The 20,079-nt window shown below is 40.5% G+C and carries 15 protein-coding genes, 1 tRNA gene and 1 other RNA gene; 7 read left to right on the top strand and 10 right to left on the bottom strand.

The annotated features are described in order from the left end of the window. Window positions 1-4 precede the first annotated feature (4 nt). From NST13_RS12290 to ffs, 4 genes are all read right to left on the bottom strand, one after another. On the bottom strand, window positions 5-862 hold the full coding sequence (locus NST13_RS12290; protein WP_342470726.1) for an ABC transporter permease subunit: 858 nt from the start codon (window positions 860-862) through the stop codon (window positions 5-7). Then, entirely contained in the window at window positions 859-1,794 is a 936-nt protein-coding gene (locus tag NST13_RS12285; RefSeq protein ID WP_342470727.1) for an ABC transporter ATP-binding protein, read from the bottom strand. Before NST13_RS12285 ends, NST13_RS12290 begins: the two co-directional genes overlap by 4 nt. Next, the gene (locus NST13_RS12280) at window positions 1,791-4,163 is read right to left on the bottom strand and encodes a hypothetical protein (RefSeq protein ID WP_342580694.1); all 2,373 of its coding nucleotides are present in this window, start codon (window positions 4,161-4,163) and stop codon (window positions 1,791-1,793) included. Before NST13_RS12280 ends, NST13_RS12285 begins: the two co-directional genes overlap by 4 nt. Before the next feature lie 266 nt (window positions 4,164-4,429). Continuing rightward, an RNA gene (gene ffs, locus NST13_RS12275) (signal recognition particle sRNA large type) lies at window positions 4,430-4,695 on the bottom strand. A gap of 166 nt (window positions 4,696-4,861) precedes the next feature. Between ffs and NST13_RS12270 the strand changes: the two genes are divergently transcribed. The 4 genes from NST13_RS12270 (at window position 4,862) to gltP (ending at window position 8,582) form a co-directional block, all read left to right on the top strand. Then, window positions 4,862-4,954, top strand: a tRNA-Ser gene (locus tag NST13_RS12270). Window positions 4,955-5,084: 130 nt separating this feature from the next. Further along, window positions 5,085-6,329: an ATP-binding protein gene (locus NST13_RS12265; RefSeq protein WP_342580693.1), complete on the top strand. Its 1,245-nt coding sequence runs from the start codon at window positions 5,085-5,087 to the stop codon at window positions 6,327-6,329. 14 nt (window positions 6,330-6,343) lie between these two features. Next, a complete protein-coding gene (locus NST13_RS12260) occupies window positions 6,344-7,222 on the top strand; it encodes a response regulator (protein ID WP_342470730.1) in 879 nt (292 codons plus the stop codon). Between the two features lie 88 nt (window positions 7,223-7,310). Further along, window positions 7,311-8,582, top strand: a complete 1,272-nt coding sequence (gene gltP, locus NST13_RS12255) for a glutamate/aspartate:proton symporter GltP (RefSeq protein WP_342580692.1) — start codon at window positions 7,311-7,313, stop codon at window positions 8,580-8,582. A gap of 42 nt (window positions 8,583-8,624) precedes the next feature. Here gltP and NST13_RS12250 read toward each other — a convergent pair whose 3' ends face one another. The 5 genes from NST13_RS12250 to NST13_RS12230 form a co-directional block, all read right to left on the bottom strand. Continuing rightward, the gene (locus NST13_RS12250) at window positions 8,625-10,271 is read right to left on the bottom strand and encodes an IS1182 family transposase (protein ID WP_342468967.1); all 1,647 of its coding nucleotides are present in this window, start codon (window positions 10,269-10,271) and stop codon (window positions 8,625-8,627) included. Window positions 10,272-10,515: 244 nt separating this feature from the next. Beyond that, window positions 10,516-11,136, bottom strand: coding sequence for an RraA family protein (locus tag NST13_RS12245; protein ID WP_342580691.1), 621 nt, complete (start codon window positions 11,134-11,136; stop codon window positions 10,516-10,518). Between the two features lie 177 nt (window positions 11,137-11,313). Next, window positions 11,314-12,474 (bottom strand): hypothetical protein, encoded by a 1,161-nt coding sequence (locus tag NST13_RS12240; protein WP_342470733.1) that lies wholly within the window; start codon window positions 12,472-12,474, stop codon window positions 11,314-11,316. Next, complete coding sequence (locus tag NST13_RS12235; protein WP_342580690.1) at window positions 12,467-13,750, bottom strand: hypothetical protein; 1,284 nt, start codon at window positions 13,748-13,750, stop codon at window positions 12,467-12,469. Before NST13_RS12235 ends, NST13_RS12240 begins: the two co-directional genes overlap by 8 nt. Before the next feature lie 170 nt (window positions 13,751-13,920). Continuing rightward, window positions 13,921-14,484: a TIGR00730 family Rossman fold protein gene (locus NST13_RS12230; RefSeq protein WP_342580689.1), complete on the bottom strand. Its 564-nt coding sequence runs from the start codon at window positions 14,482-14,484 to the stop codon at window positions 13,921-13,923. Window positions 14,485-14,628: 144 nt separating this feature from the next. Here NST13_RS12230 and tadA point away from each other — a divergent pair, with 144 nt between their 5' ends. Both tadA and NST13_RS12220 read left to right on the top strand, forming a co-directional pair. After that, window positions 14,629-15,144 (top strand): tRNA adenosine(34) deaminase TadA, encoded by a 516-nt coding sequence (gene tadA, locus NST13_RS12225; RefSeq protein ID WP_342580688.1) that lies wholly within the window; start codon window positions 14,629-14,631, stop codon window positions 15,142-15,144. A gap of 175 nt (window positions 15,145-15,319) precedes the next feature. After that, window positions 15,320-16,633: a short-chain fatty acid transporter gene (locus tag NST13_RS12220; protein WP_342470737.1), complete on the top strand. Its 1,314-nt coding sequence runs from the start codon at window positions 15,320-15,322 to the stop codon at window positions 16,631-16,633. A gap of 41 nt (window positions 16,634-16,674) precedes the next feature. On the opposite strand, the gene NST13_RS12215 is transcribed toward NST13_RS12220, so the two are convergent. After that, window positions 16,675-18,423: a cache domain-containing protein gene (locus NST13_RS12215; protein WP_342581854.1), complete on the bottom strand. Its 1,749-nt coding sequence runs from the start codon at window positions 18,421-18,423 to the stop codon at window positions 16,675-16,677. A gap of 128 nt (window positions 18,424-18,551) precedes the next feature. On the opposite strand from NST13_RS12215, the gene NST13_RS12210 reads away from it, so the two are divergent. Further along, a complete protein-coding gene (locus tag NST13_RS12210) occupies window positions 18,552-19,754 on the top strand; it encodes a transposase (protein WP_342469626.1) in 1,203 nt (400 codons plus the stop codon). The last annotated feature ends 325 nt before the right edge of the window (window positions 19,755-20,079 follow it).

Genomic DNA, 20,079 nt, shown 5'->3' with positions numbered 1-20,079 from the left:
CTCCTTAGCGATTGGTTTTCATATTTGCCCGCAATTTGCGAATGGCGATGGTTAAACATACCACAGTGATCAGCACATAAAAGATTAAATATACAATCCAATTTGGAAAACTGATTCCCACCATTTCCTGCAATCCATTCTTTATGTCCGGGGAGAGCAAAGTGGCAATCAGTACGCCCGGATTGATACATGCCCAGAAATAGGAAATCGGCGAAAATGGCGTCAGATTTTGGGCGTTTTGATTTGTGACCATCATCTCCAATGAGTAGCCAATGAAAAAGAAGAATAAGGTAATAGCCCCCAAAAAGATCATTGACCCGTAGGTTGCAATCATGGAAACAATCGTTCTTTTCGTAATCGTGGAGAACATGATGCCGATGCTGCCAATGGCAATGAGCGTCACCAAATAAAAGAAAAACATGGTGACGAATTGCCATGGAGATACGCCTCCAAACAGAAACACGATGCTATAAAGCGGTAGCCCGGCAATCAGCATTAAAATAAGGAATGCCACGGACGACAGCAACTTTCCGACAATAATTTGCGACGACGTTTGGGTTGTTGTCAGCAAAATATTTAATGTTTGTTTTTCCCGCTCTGTACTGATTGCTCCGGCGGTTAGCCCCGGAGTAATGAACATGACAAGGGCCATTTGCAATACGGAAAGTACGACAAACATCGTAAAACTGTCGCTCGGTCTAAAAAAGCCGGACACCGAAAATTCAGTGAATACAAGCAGGAAGCCGGACACAAATATGATCAATGACGCCAAATAAAACATCAAACCGGAAAAGCTTTTAAAGGCGCGGAAACGCAATTTCAGTTCCTTCAGCAATACGGGATTCAATATCAGTCCTTTCATTTCGCATCCGCTCCTTTCGTAATCGCCATATAAACATCTTCCAAATCTTTTTGCTCCTCCATGAAAGCATAGATGGAAAGTCCCGCGGAAACCGCTTTTCTCAATAATTTCATTTGTTCCTCTGCAGATCCTTTATAAACAAAAGTGATTTCATTATTTCCTTCCAAGACTTCAATGGATGAAATAAACGGATCTTCCTCCAAAAACTTCACCGTCTTTTCAATTTCGTCCAATACTTTCACCGATATATGCTTATCGCCTTGCAATTGGGCCTGAATCGTTGCAACACTGCCTTGGGTAATCAACTTGCCGCGATCGATGACGCCTATTTCATCACACATCTCCGCAAGTTCAGGAAGAATATGGGATGAAATCAGGATGGTTTTTCCCATTTGTTTTAGCTGCTTGATGATTTCCCGCATTTCTACCCTCGCCCGCGGATCCAAACCGGAAGCGGGTTCATCCAAAATCAAAACTTTTGGATCATGGATGAGCGAGCGCGCCAAACATAGCCGTTGTTTCATCCCCCGGGATAATAAATCCACATACTCATACCGCTTATCCGACAAATTCACAAGCTCCAAAAGCTGCGGTATGAGCACTTTTCTCTCTTTTTCCGTAAGCCCGTAACAGGCGCCATAAAAATCTAAATATTCATCGGTTTTCAACTGGTCGTACACGCCGAAAAAGTCAGGCATGTAGCCTATCAATCTCCGCACTTCCTGAGGTTCTTTCACAACGCTTTTGCCATTAATGAACGCATCCCCTGATGTCGGCGAAAGAAGGGTGGCAAGGATGGAGAAGGTTGTGGTTTTTCCTGCCCCATTGGCACCGACAAAACCGAAAACAACTCCTTCTTCAACCGTCATATTCAAACCATCAAGCGCTTTGAAATTGCCAAACATTTTTGTGAGATTTTGAATTTCAATCATTCTTTTGCCACCCCCTTAACTTCAACAGACGGTATATGCATCAGCGATTCATCGGCATTCGCGCCGACTTGCAGCAATATCAAAATTTCCCGGCCTTCAGAAATGTATTGGTCAATCTTTTCTTTTATTTCGTGTTCCTGACCGGTAATGGCTTCATATTGATTTGTCGAATTGTTCCAAATGGACATGGCTATACTGTCCTTCTCATGATTTTTTATCTTTATTTGAGTCAATTGGAAATTATGTTTATAAATTTCTTCCGGAACTTGGATTCGATATTCATACTCTCCAGGGCTTATGCTCCATTCTTTTGTTTGCTCATCAACCAGTTCAGCATAGCCCTCATTCACAGGATACACCCATGTTTCCATCATGCTGTCATTGATTGAAAATTCCCCATTGATTTCCATCTTCGGTTGGAACGTTTGAATGATGACCGCGATTGGACTCACTTCGGCACTGCCTTCCAATTGGATGCCGACAAGCGATTCTTCCACCCAGCCGACCAATGCCGGTTGATTTTCATCAATCAGATTGATAGCCTGGTAATTTAATTGATCGATCCTTTTCGGAATTAATTCATCCGCTTTTTTCGGTTCAAACCAGTAGTTTGAAGGGGCAACCGGTTTTAATAAAATGGTGCTGTTCAGCTGTTTTGAGACTTGCACGGTTTCATTCGGCTCGATATCCCCGATTTCGATTTTCCGGGAACCGGTCCAAATGGTTGCATCTTTTATCACAAATGGGAAATTATTTTTTACTGTTCCTTCAATTCCGGAATCTTTCACGGTTAAATCAATTTCAAAATTTCCGGCATCCGGGATATTTGTTTCCCCAATAACCGATTGCACAGACCAATAATTCAAATTTCTCAAATGAATGCTTGAGCCATTCCCCTGATTTTTTGTATAAGCTTTCTCATGCAACCTTCCCGTATTGGCCACACTATAATCAACCGTTGCAAAAGCGGAGGTATTTTCATCCATCGACAAAACAAAATCCCCGCCCCGGTTCGTTAAAATGGACTCCACATAATATCCCGACAGATCGTTTCCATCCACTTTATAAAAAGCGGACTGATTAATTTGCGACTGCATGATGCGGTCTTTGGCACCAACAATGAACATCAATAAAGTGAGCACAATCGAAAGTGCCGGGATCACCCACCATGCATGTTCCCTTTTGTCCATCTTTTTCAATAGGAAATATAAAATCGGTCCAACAATGAACATATAAAGGATGATTGTGACGATGATCAATACGGTATTCACTTGGAAGTAAGGGAATAATTCGTTGAAATTTCTGACTTCATAAGATAATGAGTCCAAATAATCCCCGCTGATCCAACCTAATAAACTCGTTTGGACATCCAAAATTTCGTTTAACAATTTCCCGTATCCATCCATCGTGGAAAGGGGCTGATCCCCCAACGAAAAAGTCGTCTGAATAATTTTCCCTTTTCCTAAATCAACGGAAGAAGCGAGAACGGTATCCCCATCAGCAAGGATTCTTTTGCTCCCTTCCCGTTCGGTTGCCTGAAACACTTCAATATTTTCCGTAAAGAGGCCGCCTTTGGACAATGTGCCCAATGCTTCTTTTGTAACAACGGCTTTTTCATTGGACAATTGTAAAGGAAGATATTCGCCGAATATTCCCATGGAACGCTCGATTTGCTCCGATGCCCCGACGAGAAGGATTCCTCCCTTTTTGACCCATTCAAAAATCGCCCGTTGTTCCTCTTCCGATAAATCAGCAATGTTCATCTCATCCACAACGAATAAATCCGCCATTGCAAACCCTTTTACATCCGAAGGGAACTCATAACCGGAAATTTGGTTCAGGTTGAAAATTTCAATATTGTAGTTCGGCACATATTGGCTTAAACGCAATAGGGCCGCCAAACGGTCGCTATTTTCTGTATAGGTGAAAATAAAAGCGGTATCCCCGTCATGGAAATATCGAAAACGTGGATTTTTATCCCCTGAAAAATCGATTGCTTTCCCCTTTTCGATTCCACCTTCATAGAAAGTGAAGAGTGGTTCGTTTTGTGTGCGATAAATATAATCGTCAGAAAAACCATCCAAATAAATCGATAATGTTTTTGTTTCCCCTTCCGCCAAATCTAACGGAAATACTTGGGCAGATCCGGCTGAATAAGTGACAGCCGCATCAATGACCATATCGCCGGAAAAGGCGCTTCCGTTATTCGTGATGGTTAATTTTAACGGCAATGGTTGATATAATTTGACGGTATTATTGACCCCAATTTCGGCCTTCACTTCCAATTGGGGCGCAGCGCGAGCTGTATCAATATGAATAAAAAAGGTTAAAAAGACCAACGTCATTAAAACAAAAATATTTCTGTACACCCGTTCACATCTCCTTTACTTCTCCTTTATAAATTAGTACGTTTATTTAATCGTATAGTTCCTAAAATTAGAAAAAATAAGAAATTTTTAATAATCTATTAAGAAATTGTTCGCTATGGATTTCTTATTACCGCTATTATCCCTGGAACAAATAAAAAAACTGTAGAAATCCAATTTAATTTGAATTTCTACAGTTATTTCAAAAAACCTTTTTTATTTTATTATAAAAAAAGCCTGTACGGCACTCGATTCTTTAATCAATAATGCCGTGCACCTTTTCTCGACTGAGGCACATAGGTGCTACTCTTGTCGCCAGCTCGGGTCAGGCTACCCCACGGCACATGGGTGAAACCACTTAATGCTGCTTCCTTCCGGACCTGACATGGTTCATGGCTACCCATTGCGCGGGACCCAACCTTCAACGCTACGTGCAAGAGGCAAACCCTACATGCACACAGCCTCAAAAAGGAATTCAGTCTCGCTTGAGCGGATTGCGAGTTACAGGGCACCGCTACCTCCCCACCTAGCACGGCATAAATTAGTATACCTCATTTAAATGAGAATTTGCAATGTTTTGTTCTGGCGATTCTTCAATTAATAACACAAACTGCCTTTATCATCCTATCCATCCTTCAATTTTATAAATTTTGAATATTGACTTGTAAGAAAAATTATGATACATTACTTTTTGTCGAAATGGAGGAATACCCAAGTCTGGCTGAAGGGATCGGTCTTGAAAACCGACAGGCGGGTCAAACCGCGCGGGGGTTCGAATCCCTCTTCCTCCACCATACGAAGAAAGCTCAACCACTACTGAAAACAGTAGTGGTTTTTTTCATGCAAGCAATGAATGATTACTTTTTATTTTCCTTTTATTTTCGATTAGAATAGGGAAAGAACCATTTATTCAAGGAGTCTAAAATGGAACAATCAAAATCCATCATCAAACGGCATGATGTTTTGTTGATCTTCGCTGTTGCCATTGTAACCGCCATCGCCAGTGAAGTGAAAGTCATACCTTATGAGGGAGCTCCATTCCGCTTCGGATTGGGAACCGTCATGTTTTTATTGGCGGTATTAATTCTTCCTTTACCGCTGATTCATACCGGCTTCATTACCGGAATCGTCATTGTATTGTTCCGCACAATCTTGGACGTTGCCTTTTTTGAAAGCGCTTTTACAAATGCCATTCTTACACACTTGCCAGCCGGTCTGTTTTATATTTTATTTGCTTTCGGTTTATACATGATCAAACTTGAACAGCTTAAATCGAAACCGTTCCTGTTGGCCAGTTTGGTCACCATTATTGAATTTGCGAGCAATTCGGTTGAACAATTGGCAACTTCTTTATTTATAACCAACATTCCATTGACGATGAAAGAAATTGTATTGTTGCTTCTTGTTGCCTTCATCCGAAGTTTCTTTGTCGTGGGCATTTATAGTTCCATTACGGTAAAGGAACAAAAAAGGCAAGTGCAGCAATTATTAAATTTCATCTCCACTCTATACGTCGAAGCATTATATTTAAAAAAATCGATGAATGAAATCGAACAAATTACCGCGGATAGTTACAGTTTGTATGACCAATTAAAAAAGATCGACCCAATGTTGAGCATGAAAGCCCTGTCCATTGCCCAAGAAATTCACGAAGTAAAAAAAGATGAACAACGGATTTATGCAGGTCTCGCCAAAATACTGAATATGGAACAATTGGATGCTTATTTCATCTCAGAATTGCTTCAATATGTAAAAGAAGCAAATGAAAAATACAGTGAAATGCTAAACAAAAAGATTGAAATTGCCATTTCTTGCAATCATGATTTCCGTACGAAAGAACACATTCCATTACTGGCGCTCATGAATAATCTAGTCGCGAATGCCGTGGAAGCGATTGAAAAGGAAGGGACAATCCGTATCTCCATCAATACTTCGAAAGATTTTGCAACCATCACCGTGGAAGATACAGGAGCAGGAATTTCAAAAAATTTGATCCCTGTCATTTTCGACCCGGGATTTACGACAAAATTTAACCGCCAAGGAGTACCTTCAACGGGGATCGGCTTATCCCATGTGCAAGCAATCGTCGATAAATTCAACGGAACCATTCATGTGGAAAGCAATGAAACAACCGTATTTTCAATAAAAATTCCGATTAACAATTTATAAGAAGGGGTCTAAAGATGAGATATTTTATAGTGGATGACGATCGGGCAAGCCGTGCCATGCTCTCCCAAATCATTGAAGATAGTCAACTCGGAACGGTTATTGGAGAAGCTTCCAATGGGGAAGAAGCGATAAACCAAATTCTCGTGATGCAGCCGGACTTTGTCATCATTGATCTGTTGATGCCGAAATTGGACGGTTTGGCAACAATCGAACAGCTCCGTGAATACCATTACGATGGAAAATTCATCATGATCTCCCAAGTGGTCAATAAAGATATGGTTGCCCAAGCTTACGAAAAGGGGATTGAATTTTTTATCCATAAACCCATCAATAAAGTGGAAGTGGAGATGGTTTTGAGAAAAACGGAGGAACAATACCGGTTAAAAAACTCCATTTCCGCTATACGTGAGTCCCTTTCAAATATTGAAACACCGAATATCCATCAATCAAAAAAATCCACCCGCGACCATGTTTTAAGCATCCTGAATGATATGGGCATCATCGGGGAAGTGGGAAGCGAAGATATCACTAAAATTATTGAATTGTTGATGATGGATAGACAAAAAAATACTCCCCTTCCTCCATTAAAAGAATTATATGAACGGGTTGCAAAACTGACAAAAACAACCCCAGACGAAATCATAAAAGAAAGCAAATCGATTGAACAGCGTATACGCCGCACGATTTTGGCTGCAATGATCAATTTGGCCAATTTAGGTTTGGTGGATTATACAAATTCCGAGTTTGAATATTATGCCCCCCGCTATTTTGAATTTACAGAAATACGGAAATTGATGAGTCAAATCAAAAATAATGAAGAAAGAAAAGTAAAAATTAACATAAAAAAATTCATCCAAGTGTTGTTTGCAGATATCGCAAGTAAAACAAATTAAAAAAAATTTTTCTCGGATTTTGTCGGATTTTGTAAGTGTCTGATTATTATAAACTCGTATTTTTTTACTTAAACAGGGGGGGAATCTTTTGAAAAGAAAATTCAAACTCAGTTTAGCGGCACAGATTTTGATCGCGTTAGTATTGGGGATTGTTGTAGGGGCTGTATTTTATGGAAATCCAGCAGTCGAAACATATTTGAAACCACTTGGCACCATCTTTTTGAACTTGATTAAAATGATTGTTGTGCCAATCATCGTTTCGACGCTTATTGTCGGAGTTGCCGGCACTGGCGATTTGAAACAACTCGGCCGTCTTGGCGGTAAAACATTGATATATTTTGAAATTATCACGACCATTGCCATCATCCTCGGTTTACTGATCACAAACGTGTTTAAACCGGGCGAAGGCATCGATATGAATCAATTGGAGCAAACGGATATTTCATCCTATGTGGAAACCACTGAACAAGTTGAACATGATGGAGGTTTCATCGATACCATCGTAGGAATTGTACCGACAAACTTCATTGATTCCATGGCTCAAGGTGACATGTTATCCGTCATCTTCTTCTCCGTATTGTTCGGTTTAGGTGTTGCAGCAATTGGAGAACGGGGAAAACCGGTTCTTGCCGTCGCACAAGGTGTGGCTGACGCCATGTTCTGGGTGACAAACCTTGTGATGAAATTCGCTCCATTCGGGGTATTCGGTTTAATGGCTGTAACCGTTTCAAAATTTGGATTGGCATCCTTGATTCCGCTTGGAAAATTGGTAATTGTCGTTTATGCAGCGATGATTTTCTTTGTCATCGTCGTATTGGGCGTTACAGCGAAAATTGTCAATGTGAATATTTTCCAAGTAATTAAAGTGCTAAAGGACGAGCTGATCTTGGCTTACTCCACATCCAGTTCCGAAACGGTATTGCCGCGCATTATGCAAAAAATGGAACGTTTTGGCTGTCCAAAGGATATTACATCCTTCGTCATTCCAACAGGATATTCATTTAATTTGGACGGTTCTACATTATATCAATCCATTGCCGCGATTTTCATTGCCCAGTTGTACGGAATCGATTTGTCCATTGTTGAACAAATTACGTTAGTGCTTGTATTGATGGTGACTTCCAAAGGAATTGCGGGAGTGCCGGGCGTATCTTTCGTCGTTCTACTTGCAACTTTGGGCTCTGTAGGAATTCCATTGGAAGGGCTTGCCTTTATCGCCGGTATCGACCGTATCCTCGACATGGCACGTACAGCTGTAAACGTTGTTGGTAACTCTTTGGCGGCGATTGTTATGTCAAAATGGGAACGCCGATTTGATGAGAATCAGATGAATGAATATGTAACCGAATTAGCAAAATAAAGTTGATTTCAAGCATAAAAAGAGGCTGGGACAAAACTAGCTTCAAAATAGGAAAAAGGAGAATTTGAGCCAACTTAAATTCTCCTTTTTCCATTTCTCTCCATTATTTTTGGTCAGTTGATCTTTGTTGGCCGTGTATTTCCGTAAATTCACGGCCATTAAGGCAATGCCCATTTCATTTTCCACTTTCGATTTTCCTCGAACGGAAAATCGAGTGAAACGCAAATTAGCCTTCAAGAATCCAAAAACTGGTTCTACGTCTATTTTACGTTGACGGAAAATAGAACCAGCTTTTTCTTCTGAAAGCTTCGCTCTTACATATTCTTTTTGTTGTTCCCATTTTTCATTCACCATGACCTTTCGGTGATTGCCTTCCTTTGCTTTTGTGCATGATGAACGAAATGGACATCCTGAACAGTTTTCACATTCATAGATTTTCAATTCTCGTTTGAAACCAGTCTTATCTGTACGTACAGAACGATAACGGAAGGTTACTCGCTGCTGATTTGGACAAATGTAGGTATCACTTTCTTCGTCGTACATCCAATTGTCTGGATGAAATGGATTTTGTTTATATTTCTTCTTTTGTTCTTTCTCATACATGGTATATGGAATGAGTGCCTCACATTTTCGATTCGAAAGGATGTCTTCATAGTTTTGTTCACTACCATAACCAGCATCTGCGACAATATACTTTGGCAACGGAAAATAATCCTTTTCTATCTTATTCAAGAACGGAATTAATGTACGTGTATCAGTAGGATTTGGAAAGATGCTATAAGCTAGTGCGTATTGACCTTCTGTTGCGATTTGTACGTTGTATCCAGCCTTCAATTGACCGTTTTTCATATAGTCGTCTTTCATTCGCATGAACGTCGCATCTAAGTCTGTTTTGGAATAACTATTCCGTTCACCCAAGATTTCGAAGTCTTTTTGATACTTTTGTTTACGTAAAATCAAGTCAATCAACTGTTTGTACACTCGCTTCGGATATTTCCGTTCGCTTCTTAATGCTTTTCGTTCTGTGGCATCGGGCGATGCTTCTATCTTTTGGTCATATTCCGTAATCACTTCATCGACTTGTTGCACCATTTGAGCGAGTTCTTCAACGGACAGTTCTCCCTCATTTTCCCGCTCCATTTCAGGGATGATTTCCTTCTCTAACAGTTCGTTGTAGAGCTGATTGGATTTTTCAATTAAGCTTTGGTTGTATTTTTCAATGGATTTCTTCCATACGAAAGTAAATTTATTGGCATTCGCTTCAATCTTCGTACCATCGATAAAAATGGCTTCTTGATCGATTAACTTTTCTTCCACCAGTTGGCAACGGAATTGGACAAAACATTGACGAATTAATTCTTTTACTTCCGGATGCACACGAAAACGATTGATCGTCCGATAACTTGGTTCATATCCTTGTGCCAACCACATCATTCGTATACTGTCCTTTAATAGCGCTTCAATTTTTCGACCTGAAAAGACAGACTGCGAATAGGCACACAAAATAATTTTTAGCATCATGCGTGGATGATAAGCAGGACAACCTGTATTTCGAAGAAACGGCTGGAAGGCTTCATCTGGAATACTTTCAACTAAATGGTGGATGTGGAAGGCAATATCATTTTCTTGTAATTTTATTTCTAAATCTAAAGGCAAAACTAATTGATTCATGTTATAATATTTAAACATAAGGACACTTCTTTCGTTAAAATTTTTGGGGTTGGATACTTAAATTTTAACAGAAGATGTCCTTATTTTTATTGAAAAAATGAAGAACAGCCCATGAAATTTTATTCCAAAATTTCATGGGCTGTTTCCATTTTAGAGGGGGTTTTGTCCCAACCTCCTTCAAATCATTTTATAACCATCCTGGAATATAAACGGTTTTATTTATATCGGCTGAATGGAAAGGATCAAACTTTCTATTCAGTTTTTATTTTGCCAAAGCTTTCTCAAGATATTTGCGGATGGATTCTTCTCCATTGGCCAAAGCCTCTTTTTCTCTTGCTTCATCTTTCGCCATTTTTTCTTCCGCTTTTTTCAAAATTTCTTCTTCTTCCCCTTGCGGAATGACAACGACCCCGTCCACATCCCCGACAATAAAGTCTCCTGGTTGGACGCTGACGCCGCCGATGGCAATCGGAACATTCACTTTTCCACCGCCGTGTTTATTTCCGCTTGCGACTGTTGTCCCTAAAGCGAAAATCGGGAAATCCAGTTCACGCATCGCAGCAATATCACGGATTACACCATTCACAACAAACCCTTGGATTCCTAATCCCTTTGCAAGAGAAGCGACAAAATCTCCTGCCACGGCCCGGTTGGTATTTCCTTTCGCATCAATTACGAGAATATCCCCTTTTTTTGCAATGCTGATGGCTTCAAGCACCGCTTTATTCTCCCCATCCGGCAATCGGACTGTAACAGCTCGTCCAGCAATTTTATAATGGTCGCTCAACGGCTTAATGTTTGCATCTAAATTTGTATGTCCTCCTGTCGCATCAGAAATGGCTGTAGTTGGCACCGCTAAAAATCGTTCGACTAAGTTTGACATTTCAACATAACCCCTTTGAATTCACTAAATATTTCAACAATTCTATATTATAGGATAAAGTTTCCTTTTTCCATATAATTTTCAATTTCCTTCGTTAAAATTTAAAAAGAAAATCTTTTTTTGTCTCATTGCTCCCGGGAAAGTCTGAAAAAAATCCCCACTATTCTTCATCCGCTTTTATTGGCGGCTGCTTGTTCCCATCAATGAATTTCTCGCCATGGCAAGTATCGCTTTTTGGAGCAATTCGAACAGATCATGGGTTGCATACAATCCATAGCGTCCAAGCAACTCATTCATCTTTTCAATGGGGTCTCCCGAAGCAATCTCCTCAAACAATTCCTTGCTGAAATGCCTGAATCCATGGCCGCTGATCCCTTCATGGCGCAAATCGATTAAACCGATCAGCCAATCTTGGGTGAAGTCCCGCACCAACTCTTGATAATATTTATTTCTTGGATTTTCTTTAGCCTTTTCCAAAATGATTTTTAAATAACTGTAAAAGTGACGGGATATCGGCCGTTTAAAAGGGACGCTTCTCTTCGCGTTTTTCCGCACCCAATAATAATTGCTGTCATTCACATCCCATCCCATGGCAAATAATAACGATTCCTCGGCCAGCCGGTAATAAAGCACAATGAAATCAATCAACTCTTCTGTTTTATACATTTGCTTGCAATAATTTTGCAAAAAGTAAATGAACGGACGTTGCTTGCCACTGGCCAGTCCCTTCATCACATGGATGAATTGCAATTCTTCCTTGTCATGATCAATGCTTTTTAATACCCTTTGCAATAAATTGAAATAGAATAATTCATTGTGGGAATCGATAAAAGTTGCATTGCCGTTGAGCAGATGTTGGCCAAACTGGAGCAAATGGAAAAGATCGTTGTCGCCTGAGTAATTCTTTAAAATCAACTCCGCAATTTGATATTTATTCAAATAAATTAAATGATGGACCAGTTGATAGATTTCCTCACCTTCCCCATGGATATCGGAGTTTCTCCATATCTCCTGCTTCATTCTCATCTCCGTTTTTAACGGAAAATGGGTCATGCAAAAATGAACGGCAGCATCCGTCAACACATTTCCATGGGGTTCCACGATCAGCCGAATTTTCTTTGCCTGCATTGCCAGGTTTTCCAGATATTCTTCCAAATCGTCCAATTTTTCTTGAAGCGTTTCTCCATGAAGCCGAATGTTTTCAACATCCGGTATGTTTGCCGTTTCCATCGAGGAATGAATCATGATCATTTCCTCATCGGAAATCACATTCTCCCAAAATTTCTCTAAATTGATTTCTCCTTTTGCCGGAGGGATGATCCATATGGTTTTAATCAACTTTTACAGCCCCTTCCCGTGCCGCACTGAACATCAATTCGATCAGATACAGATTCATTGCTTCCAAATTATCATCCAATGCACCGCCCAAATCACGGAGCATGATGCGAGTATCTCCCAAAAACCGCTCTGTTGCTTGGGGAATTTTAATATTTTTTGAACCGTAATATTCATGGAAGATGGCATTTTTTGAAATTGATTTGCGATTATGTCCGATGAAACTTTTATTGCGGACATTCAGCGCATTGGCCACATTGGAACTTTTTATGTAAAAATAGACACCGAAATACCGATTGATTTTCCCCTCTTCATACAGTTCCTCCACTTGATTGATGAACTGATAAATGGAAGAAGCTCTGGGAATGTCGATTTTTTCATCAGGACCATACTTGACGATATATCGTAATACCGCTTCCCTTGCACGATAAAATCGGACCAAAAACGCAGGATAATCCCCTTTTAAAAGAAGGGCTTTAATATGTCGATACAGTTCCTGAATCTGTTCCAGTTCTTTTTTCTGTTCCCCCTGCTCGCCGTTTAAACATTGCAGGATCAGTTCCATCTCCAACAACCGTAAATTGGAAGCTGGATGTATTTTCTTGGCTTCCATAAATTTTTCCAAGGCTTTTTCAAAATTGAAATTTTGCCGTAACAGCTGGACTTCCAAAAGATATTTAATAAACCGCGTTCGATCGTTTTTTTCAAGTCCTTCCATTAATTTTAAAGCTCCAACGTAATTGTAATCATGGATTAAATGTTGGAATAATTGAAGCCAGGACTTTTTATATGGGGAATCATGGAATTGTTGTCTGATCAGTTCCCCTGTTGCTTGATCTTGCAACATCAAACAGAAACGGTTCGCAAAAGTCTTGATTCCTCCGATAAGGACAGCCTGTTGCAATTGGGAATGTTCTCCTCTTGAAATCAATACCATTTCCTCAAAGGGTTCTTCAATGCAAATCCTATGGATCTCGCGATTGACTTCAATAAGTTCATTCTCAAACCATTTTCCTTTTTTTCTGTCGAGCACAATCAATTCCACATTCTGGTGGATTTTCTTTCGCAATTCTTTTTCCCATCGTTCCTCAAACTCCATTTGTTGCCGGATGGAAAAAGGGCGATGAAGACGTACCCAAATATAAACTTTCTTTATTTCATTCTGGTGCGCCAATGCAAATGCTTCCAATTGATGTATCGATTCTTCAATATCAACCCGGTATAAATCATCAATTTGGTTCACCTCATTCGGCAATACCCATTGCAATAACCAGCTCATCCTTCTCTCACCTCGTACAATTTCCCATATTTAAAATATCTTACAATTCAGAGCGATTTCGTACAATCAATATTTCCTTTTCCAACCCTCCAACGGAAAGATAAGAATGAAAAGAAAAACAGGCTGCCCACCTTCCAGACAGCCCGCTTTTCTATAACTATTAAAAAATATCAATTGCCTTCCTTCAATGCTTCGTTCAAGCCATCCAAAATAAAGAGCAATTCTTCCACCGTTGTCACTGCCTGAAACAGACTATGCTGATGTTCTCTCAAAAATCCTTCTTCCATCATCTTTTCAAAATGTTGTATAAGGGCATCATAAAAGCCGTTGACGTTGTATAAAATGACCGGTTTTGAATGGATGCCGATTTGCGCCCAAGTAAAAGCTTCAAAATATTCATCCAACGTTCCGCAACCACCCGGCAACGCGACAAATGCATGGGAAAGATCCGACATTTTCTTCTTTCGGGTATGCATGGAATCAACGATATATAGTTCCGTCAATCCTGTATGTAATTTTTCTTTTTTATTCATCAACTGTTTTGGCATCACTCCAATGACTTCCCCGCCTTCGGAAAGAGCCGCATCCGCCACTTTCCCCATCAATCCTTGGGTGGAACCGCCATAAACAACGCCATATTTTTTCTTTGCCAATGCTTTCCCTAGTTCAATGGCCGCTTCCTCATAAATCGGTGATTTCCCCGAAGACGATCCGCAATAAACTGCTACACGCAAATATGTCACCTTCTCCTTTTTCTTTCATTATATCGAATGAATGTGTAGTCCATGTAACAGAATTATAAATTTTCCTGCTATTCAATACCAATATGGAGAAATTGGGAGGTTTCATGTTACACTTACACCGAAGGAGAGAGGAAAGTGGCATTACACGAAAAAGATCAATTTTTTATGAGAGAAGCGATGATCGAAGCAAAAAAAGCGGAAGCCCTCGGCGAAGTTCCCATTGGTGCTGTGATAGTTTATCAGGACAAAATCATTGCCCGTTCCCATAATTTAAGAGAATCGACTCAAAATGCTGTCACCCACGCAGAGCTTATGGCCATACAAGAAGCCTGCAAAGTTTTGGGAAGCTGGCGGTTGGAAGAAACCACATTATATGTGACGTTGGAGCCTTGTCCCATGTGCGCAGGAGCCATCTTACAATCAAGAATTCCCCGGGTTGTATACGGTGCCCGTGACCCGAAGGCCGGATGTGTCGATTCTCTATACCGCTTATTAAACGACCCTCGTTTCAACCACGAATGCGATGTGACGGAGGGTGTATTGGCCGATGAATGCGGCTCCCTGTTAACCCATTTCTTTAAAGGAATTCGCGAACGGAAAAAGGCGGAAAAAGAGAAACTAAAAGACATGGAAGAAAAGGATAGTGATTGAGAGCATCAATCACTTTTTCTTTTTTGGAGGTTGATATTTTATTTGCAAAACGGGAAATCTATTATTTTATTACTATTTTTATAATAAAAATAGTAATAAAAAATCATATTTTTACCTGATTCCTCGTATCTATGAAATATACAAGCTTTCAGAAAATCAGGAGGATCAGGAACATATGAAATTTTTAACAAGACTATCAAACACTATAATGGAAAAATATTTACCGGATCCATATATTTTTGTAGCAATATTAACAGTACTTGTTGTACTGCTGGGCATTGGACTCACACCATCTTCCCCCCTTGAGATGGTGATCTACTGGGGAGATGGATTCTGGGGTTTGTTGGCCTTTACAATGCAAATGGTCATTGTTTTGACGGCCGGCCACGTTTTAGCGAACAGCCCTTTATTTAAGAAATTTTTGACCGCTGTCGCAAGCAAAATCAAGTCCCCCGGGGCGGCCATCATTTTGGTCACATTCATTTCATTAATTGCCTGCTGGATCAACTGGGGCTTCGGTTTAGTCATCGGTGCCATCTTCGCAAAAGAAATTGCCCGACATGTGAAAAAAGTGGATTACCGGTTATTAATTGCCAGTGCCTATTCAGGATTTATTATTTGGCACGGTGGACTTGCAGGATCTATCCCGCTTTCTGTTGCAACGGAAGGACATCCTTTTGAAGAAATCATGGGTGTGGTTCCGACTTCCGGAACCCTTTTCACTCCATACAATCTATTTATTGTACTCGTGATTCTCTTTACGCTTCCATTCTTCAACCGTTGGATGATGCCGAAAGAAGAAGATGTAGTGGAAGTGGATCCAGCGTTATTGGCTGAGGAAGAGCAAAAACTCCCGCCGCCTGAAAACACGTTTGCTTCCCGTTCCGAAAGAAGCTATATTTTAACCATTTTAATCGGCATCATCGGTGTGGCTTATCTCATTTATCATTTTGCCACAAAAGGGTTTGCCCTTGATTTAAACATCGTAAATACCATATTTGTCATCTTGGGGATCATTTTGCATGGAACGCCTCAGCGTTTCCTTGCCGCCACCCAAAATGCCATTAAAACCGCAAGCGGCATCGTATTCCAATTTCCGTTTTATGCAGGCATTATGGGCATGATGACAAATTCCGGACTTGCGGCAGTCTTTTCCGAATGGTTTATTGCCATTTCCAACGAAACGACGTTTTATTTATTTACATTCTTTTCCGCCGGTTTAGTCAACTTCTTTATCCCTTCCGGCGGTGGCCAATGGGCAGTTCAGGCGCCGATCATGCTGGAAGCGGCCCAAGTAATGGGGGCCGATTATGCAAAGACGGCGATGGCCATCGCCTGGGGAGATGCCTGGACGAATATGATCCAGCCTTTCTGGGCATTGCCGGCTCTTGCCATTGCCGGCTTAAAAGCGAAAGACATTATGGGATTCTGTGTGTTTGTTCTGATTTTTACAGGAGTGATTATCAGCATCGGCTTTTTATTCTTCTGACATAAGAAAGCAGCCCTGTGCTTGCACGGGCTGCTTTTTCATCACAATTTAAATTGTTGGACCATTTGATTCAATTCTTCGGCAAGGATGGACAGTTGTTCAGCACTTGCAGAAATTTCTTCCATGGAACTGCTTGTCTCCTCTGATGCCGCTGTCGTTTCTTCAATTCCGGCAGCCGCTTCCTCAGAGATGGCCGCAATTTCTTGAATGGAACCGCTCATTTCTTGACTGTCCGCTGCAATCGTTGATAAATTTTCCGCCACAGCTACAATGCTGTCGACCATTTCTTTTAATGCCCCCTGAATGTTCATAAATGTTTCATGGGTTGTTTGGATTTGGGCTGAGCCTTCTTCAACCTCTTTATACCCTTCCGTCAAAGAGGCTGTTACCATGCTGAATTCATTTTGAATATTGCTTACAATCTCAGTGATATCCGTCACTGATAAAGCCACTTGTTCGGCAAGTTTCCGCACCTCTTCCGCAACGATTGCAAAGCCCTTTCCATGTTCCCCTGCTCTGGCCGCTTCTATCGCGGCATTCAAAGACAATAAATTGGTTTGTTCTGCAATATCCCTAATAACAATCACCAACTGGGAAATTTCCTGTACTTGTTTATGCAGTTGATTGACCTTGTCTACGGATTCGCGCACAATATGGTCGATTGTTTGCATTTGTTTTGAGGAAGACTCCATTAACTCGCTTCCTTCGTTTGTTAACGATAGTATTTTTTCCGCCCTTCTTTGCACACGTCCTCCATGTTCGCTTGCCTCTTGGGAAGTTTCCGCAAAGTTTGCCGCGATCGATGATAAATCACTTGCGTTATCCGCTTGCTTTTCAGCTCCTTGGGCGAGTTCTTCCATCGTGGTAACAATCTGGCCCGCACCAAGTTTCACTTCACTGGCTGCATGGGTCAATTCTTCACTGCTGCTCGATAAAAGTTCAGCGTTTTTCGCAATTTGTCTGATCATCCCTTTCAGTTTCTCTTGCATGTTATTCAATGCCGTTGCCAATTGCCCCGTTTCATCCTGCGACTTGAGCTTCAACGGTTCATGACTTAAATCTGCATTCGCAAGCAAATTCATTCTTTCAGTAACCATTTGAATCGGTTTTGAAATGCTATTCGCAAATCCCCAAATGACGATAAAACCGATAACCACCGCAGCCAATAGCGTTATCATATTAAACATGAAAATTTCTTCCGCCGGTTTATTAAAATCCATCATATATGTACTGGCACAAATTACCCAACCCCAATGTTCATCCGCCTTTGAATAAGCCGCTTTTTCTTCGATCCGGCTTTCATTTCCGATCAAAGGATAATCATAATAGACAAATCCCCCGCCGGATTGGCCTGTTTTGATGATATCTTGTATGAATTTAACACCGTTTGAATCTTCATTCTCCCAAAGATTTTCTCCCTCGCTTGAAGGATGGGCAATCAAAGTGCCTTTTTCATCAACGATAAATATGTATCCATGTTCCCCCAAATCAAAATTTTCATTGATTGGACGCGTTCCATCCGCGCCCTTCACGCCTAAAACCGCTTCTTTTACTTTTTCCTGTGCATCTTCTAAAGAAAGTTCCCCCTCTTCCACATATTCTGCCAAGCCATTAATCATTTCAATGGTCATTTCCACACTGTTGCTCAAATTCGTTTTTCCAAGTTCACTCAAATGTTCTTCCGTTTGCATGTAATTGATGGAGCCTACAACGACCAAAGGGATTAATAACAGAGCAGAAGAGATGGTGATCAATTTTTTCTTGATGGTCCTCTTTTTCAATCTCTTAATCGAGCATTTTGCATATTTTTTGACCCAAGAGCCATAAGGATTTCAAAGACACAAAAAAGGACTTCACCCCTAAAATGTAGAATTTTTGAAGTGACGAAACCACAAAAATTCAAAAGGAGGAAGTCACTTTGTATATTCTACAAGAAAGCCTATTTTCCTTTGAAGAACTGCAAAAATTAGAGTCAAAAGAGAAATTACCTATCTTTTTTAGCTCGCTTGATTTACGCCCTTATGCTAAACAGTTGAGAAGTTCTTCACCCCGAGGGGCTGACGGTCATTCCAGAGAAGGGATTCTAAGGGCTCTCATCGCTGCCCCATTAGAAGGTATTGATACTTTTACTTCTCTTCACAATCGATTAAAAAATGACCTGCGTTTTCGTTACCAATGTGGTTTAGATATTAGCAGGCCTGCACCATCCATCTCTACTCTTAGCCGAGTATTTTCTTCACTAACCAAAACTGGACTTGTGAAAAGAATCTTTCAAGATCTCGTCCAGTTAGCTCAAGAGGAAGGAGTAATTGATGGAAAACATCAGGCTATCGACAGTGCCGCCATTGATGCTTATGAAAAGAAGCAGCCTAAGAAGCGAAGTGAACAAACAGGCAACGCCAATTGGGGGGCAAAGTTTGATTCCTTCGGTAATAAAATTACTTGGTTTGGCTATAAGATGCATCTTTCCGTTGACACCAAAAGTGAATTACCAATGGCGATTGAAGTAACCCCTGCTCATATCAACGATGGGGATGTCGCACCACAATTAATTGAACAAGTAAAGAGTTGTACAAACTCTAAAATTGATTTCCTGATAATGGATGGTGGGTACGACCAGCTAAAAAACTACGAATCCGCCAAGAACATCGGGGCTCAAGCTATTATTCCACTCAATTTGCGTAATGAAAAGGAGCCTCCCGAAGGAATTGCCTCCAATGGAACCCCACGCTGTTCGATGGGGTACGAAATGACTTATTGGGGCGCCAATAAGGATCAGCTCAAATTCAGATGTCCACACGCAACCGGAAAAGTGGATTGCCCATTAGGAATGGCAGCCTGTTCATCCTCCAACTATGGAATGGTAGTAAAAATTAACGTGAATAAGGATCTTCGCCGGTACTCTAATCCACACCGCGATTCCAAACGTTGGAAAGAACTTTACAATGAGCGAACCAGTGTAGAACGGTGCAATTCAAGAATGAAAAGTTATCTTACAGCGAACTCCCTGCATGTGTGGGGAATCGATAAAGTAAAAACTCATATTTACTTGAACGCCATCGTATTACTGGTTTCAGCTCTCGCAATGGCAAAAGAGAGTAAAAAGCAACAAACCGCTTAAAAAATTTTTAAAGCGAAAAATTCTGCAAGTACGCCCAAAAAAGGACAAACAGAATATTTGTAAACCAAAGATACAAAATACCCCAATTTATTTGGGTTTCTTTTAAAACTCTTTTTAATAAAAATCTAATTTTGCAAAACTCTCAATCATAAAATAGCCTCCCTTATGAAAAAAGTTATAATTAATAAATAATTTCTATTAAGCAGGAATCCCCCTTTTTATGGAAAGAGAGTCAACTTTTGATACTTTATAGTAGTTATTAAGAAATTATATTATGTCGTAATTTTATAAACAATAGGCTTTGGCTATTTATGAAAGGTTCGGA

The organism is Ureibacillus sp. FSL W7-1570 (assembly GCF_038593265.1).
In the GTDB taxonomy this organism is placed as follows: Bacteria; Bacillota; Bacilli; order Bacillales_A; family Planococcaceae; genus Ureibacillus; species Ureibacillus suwonensis.
Note: the sequence above shows the minus strand (reverse complement) of the source record. Positions and strands in the feature narration are given on the sequence as shown.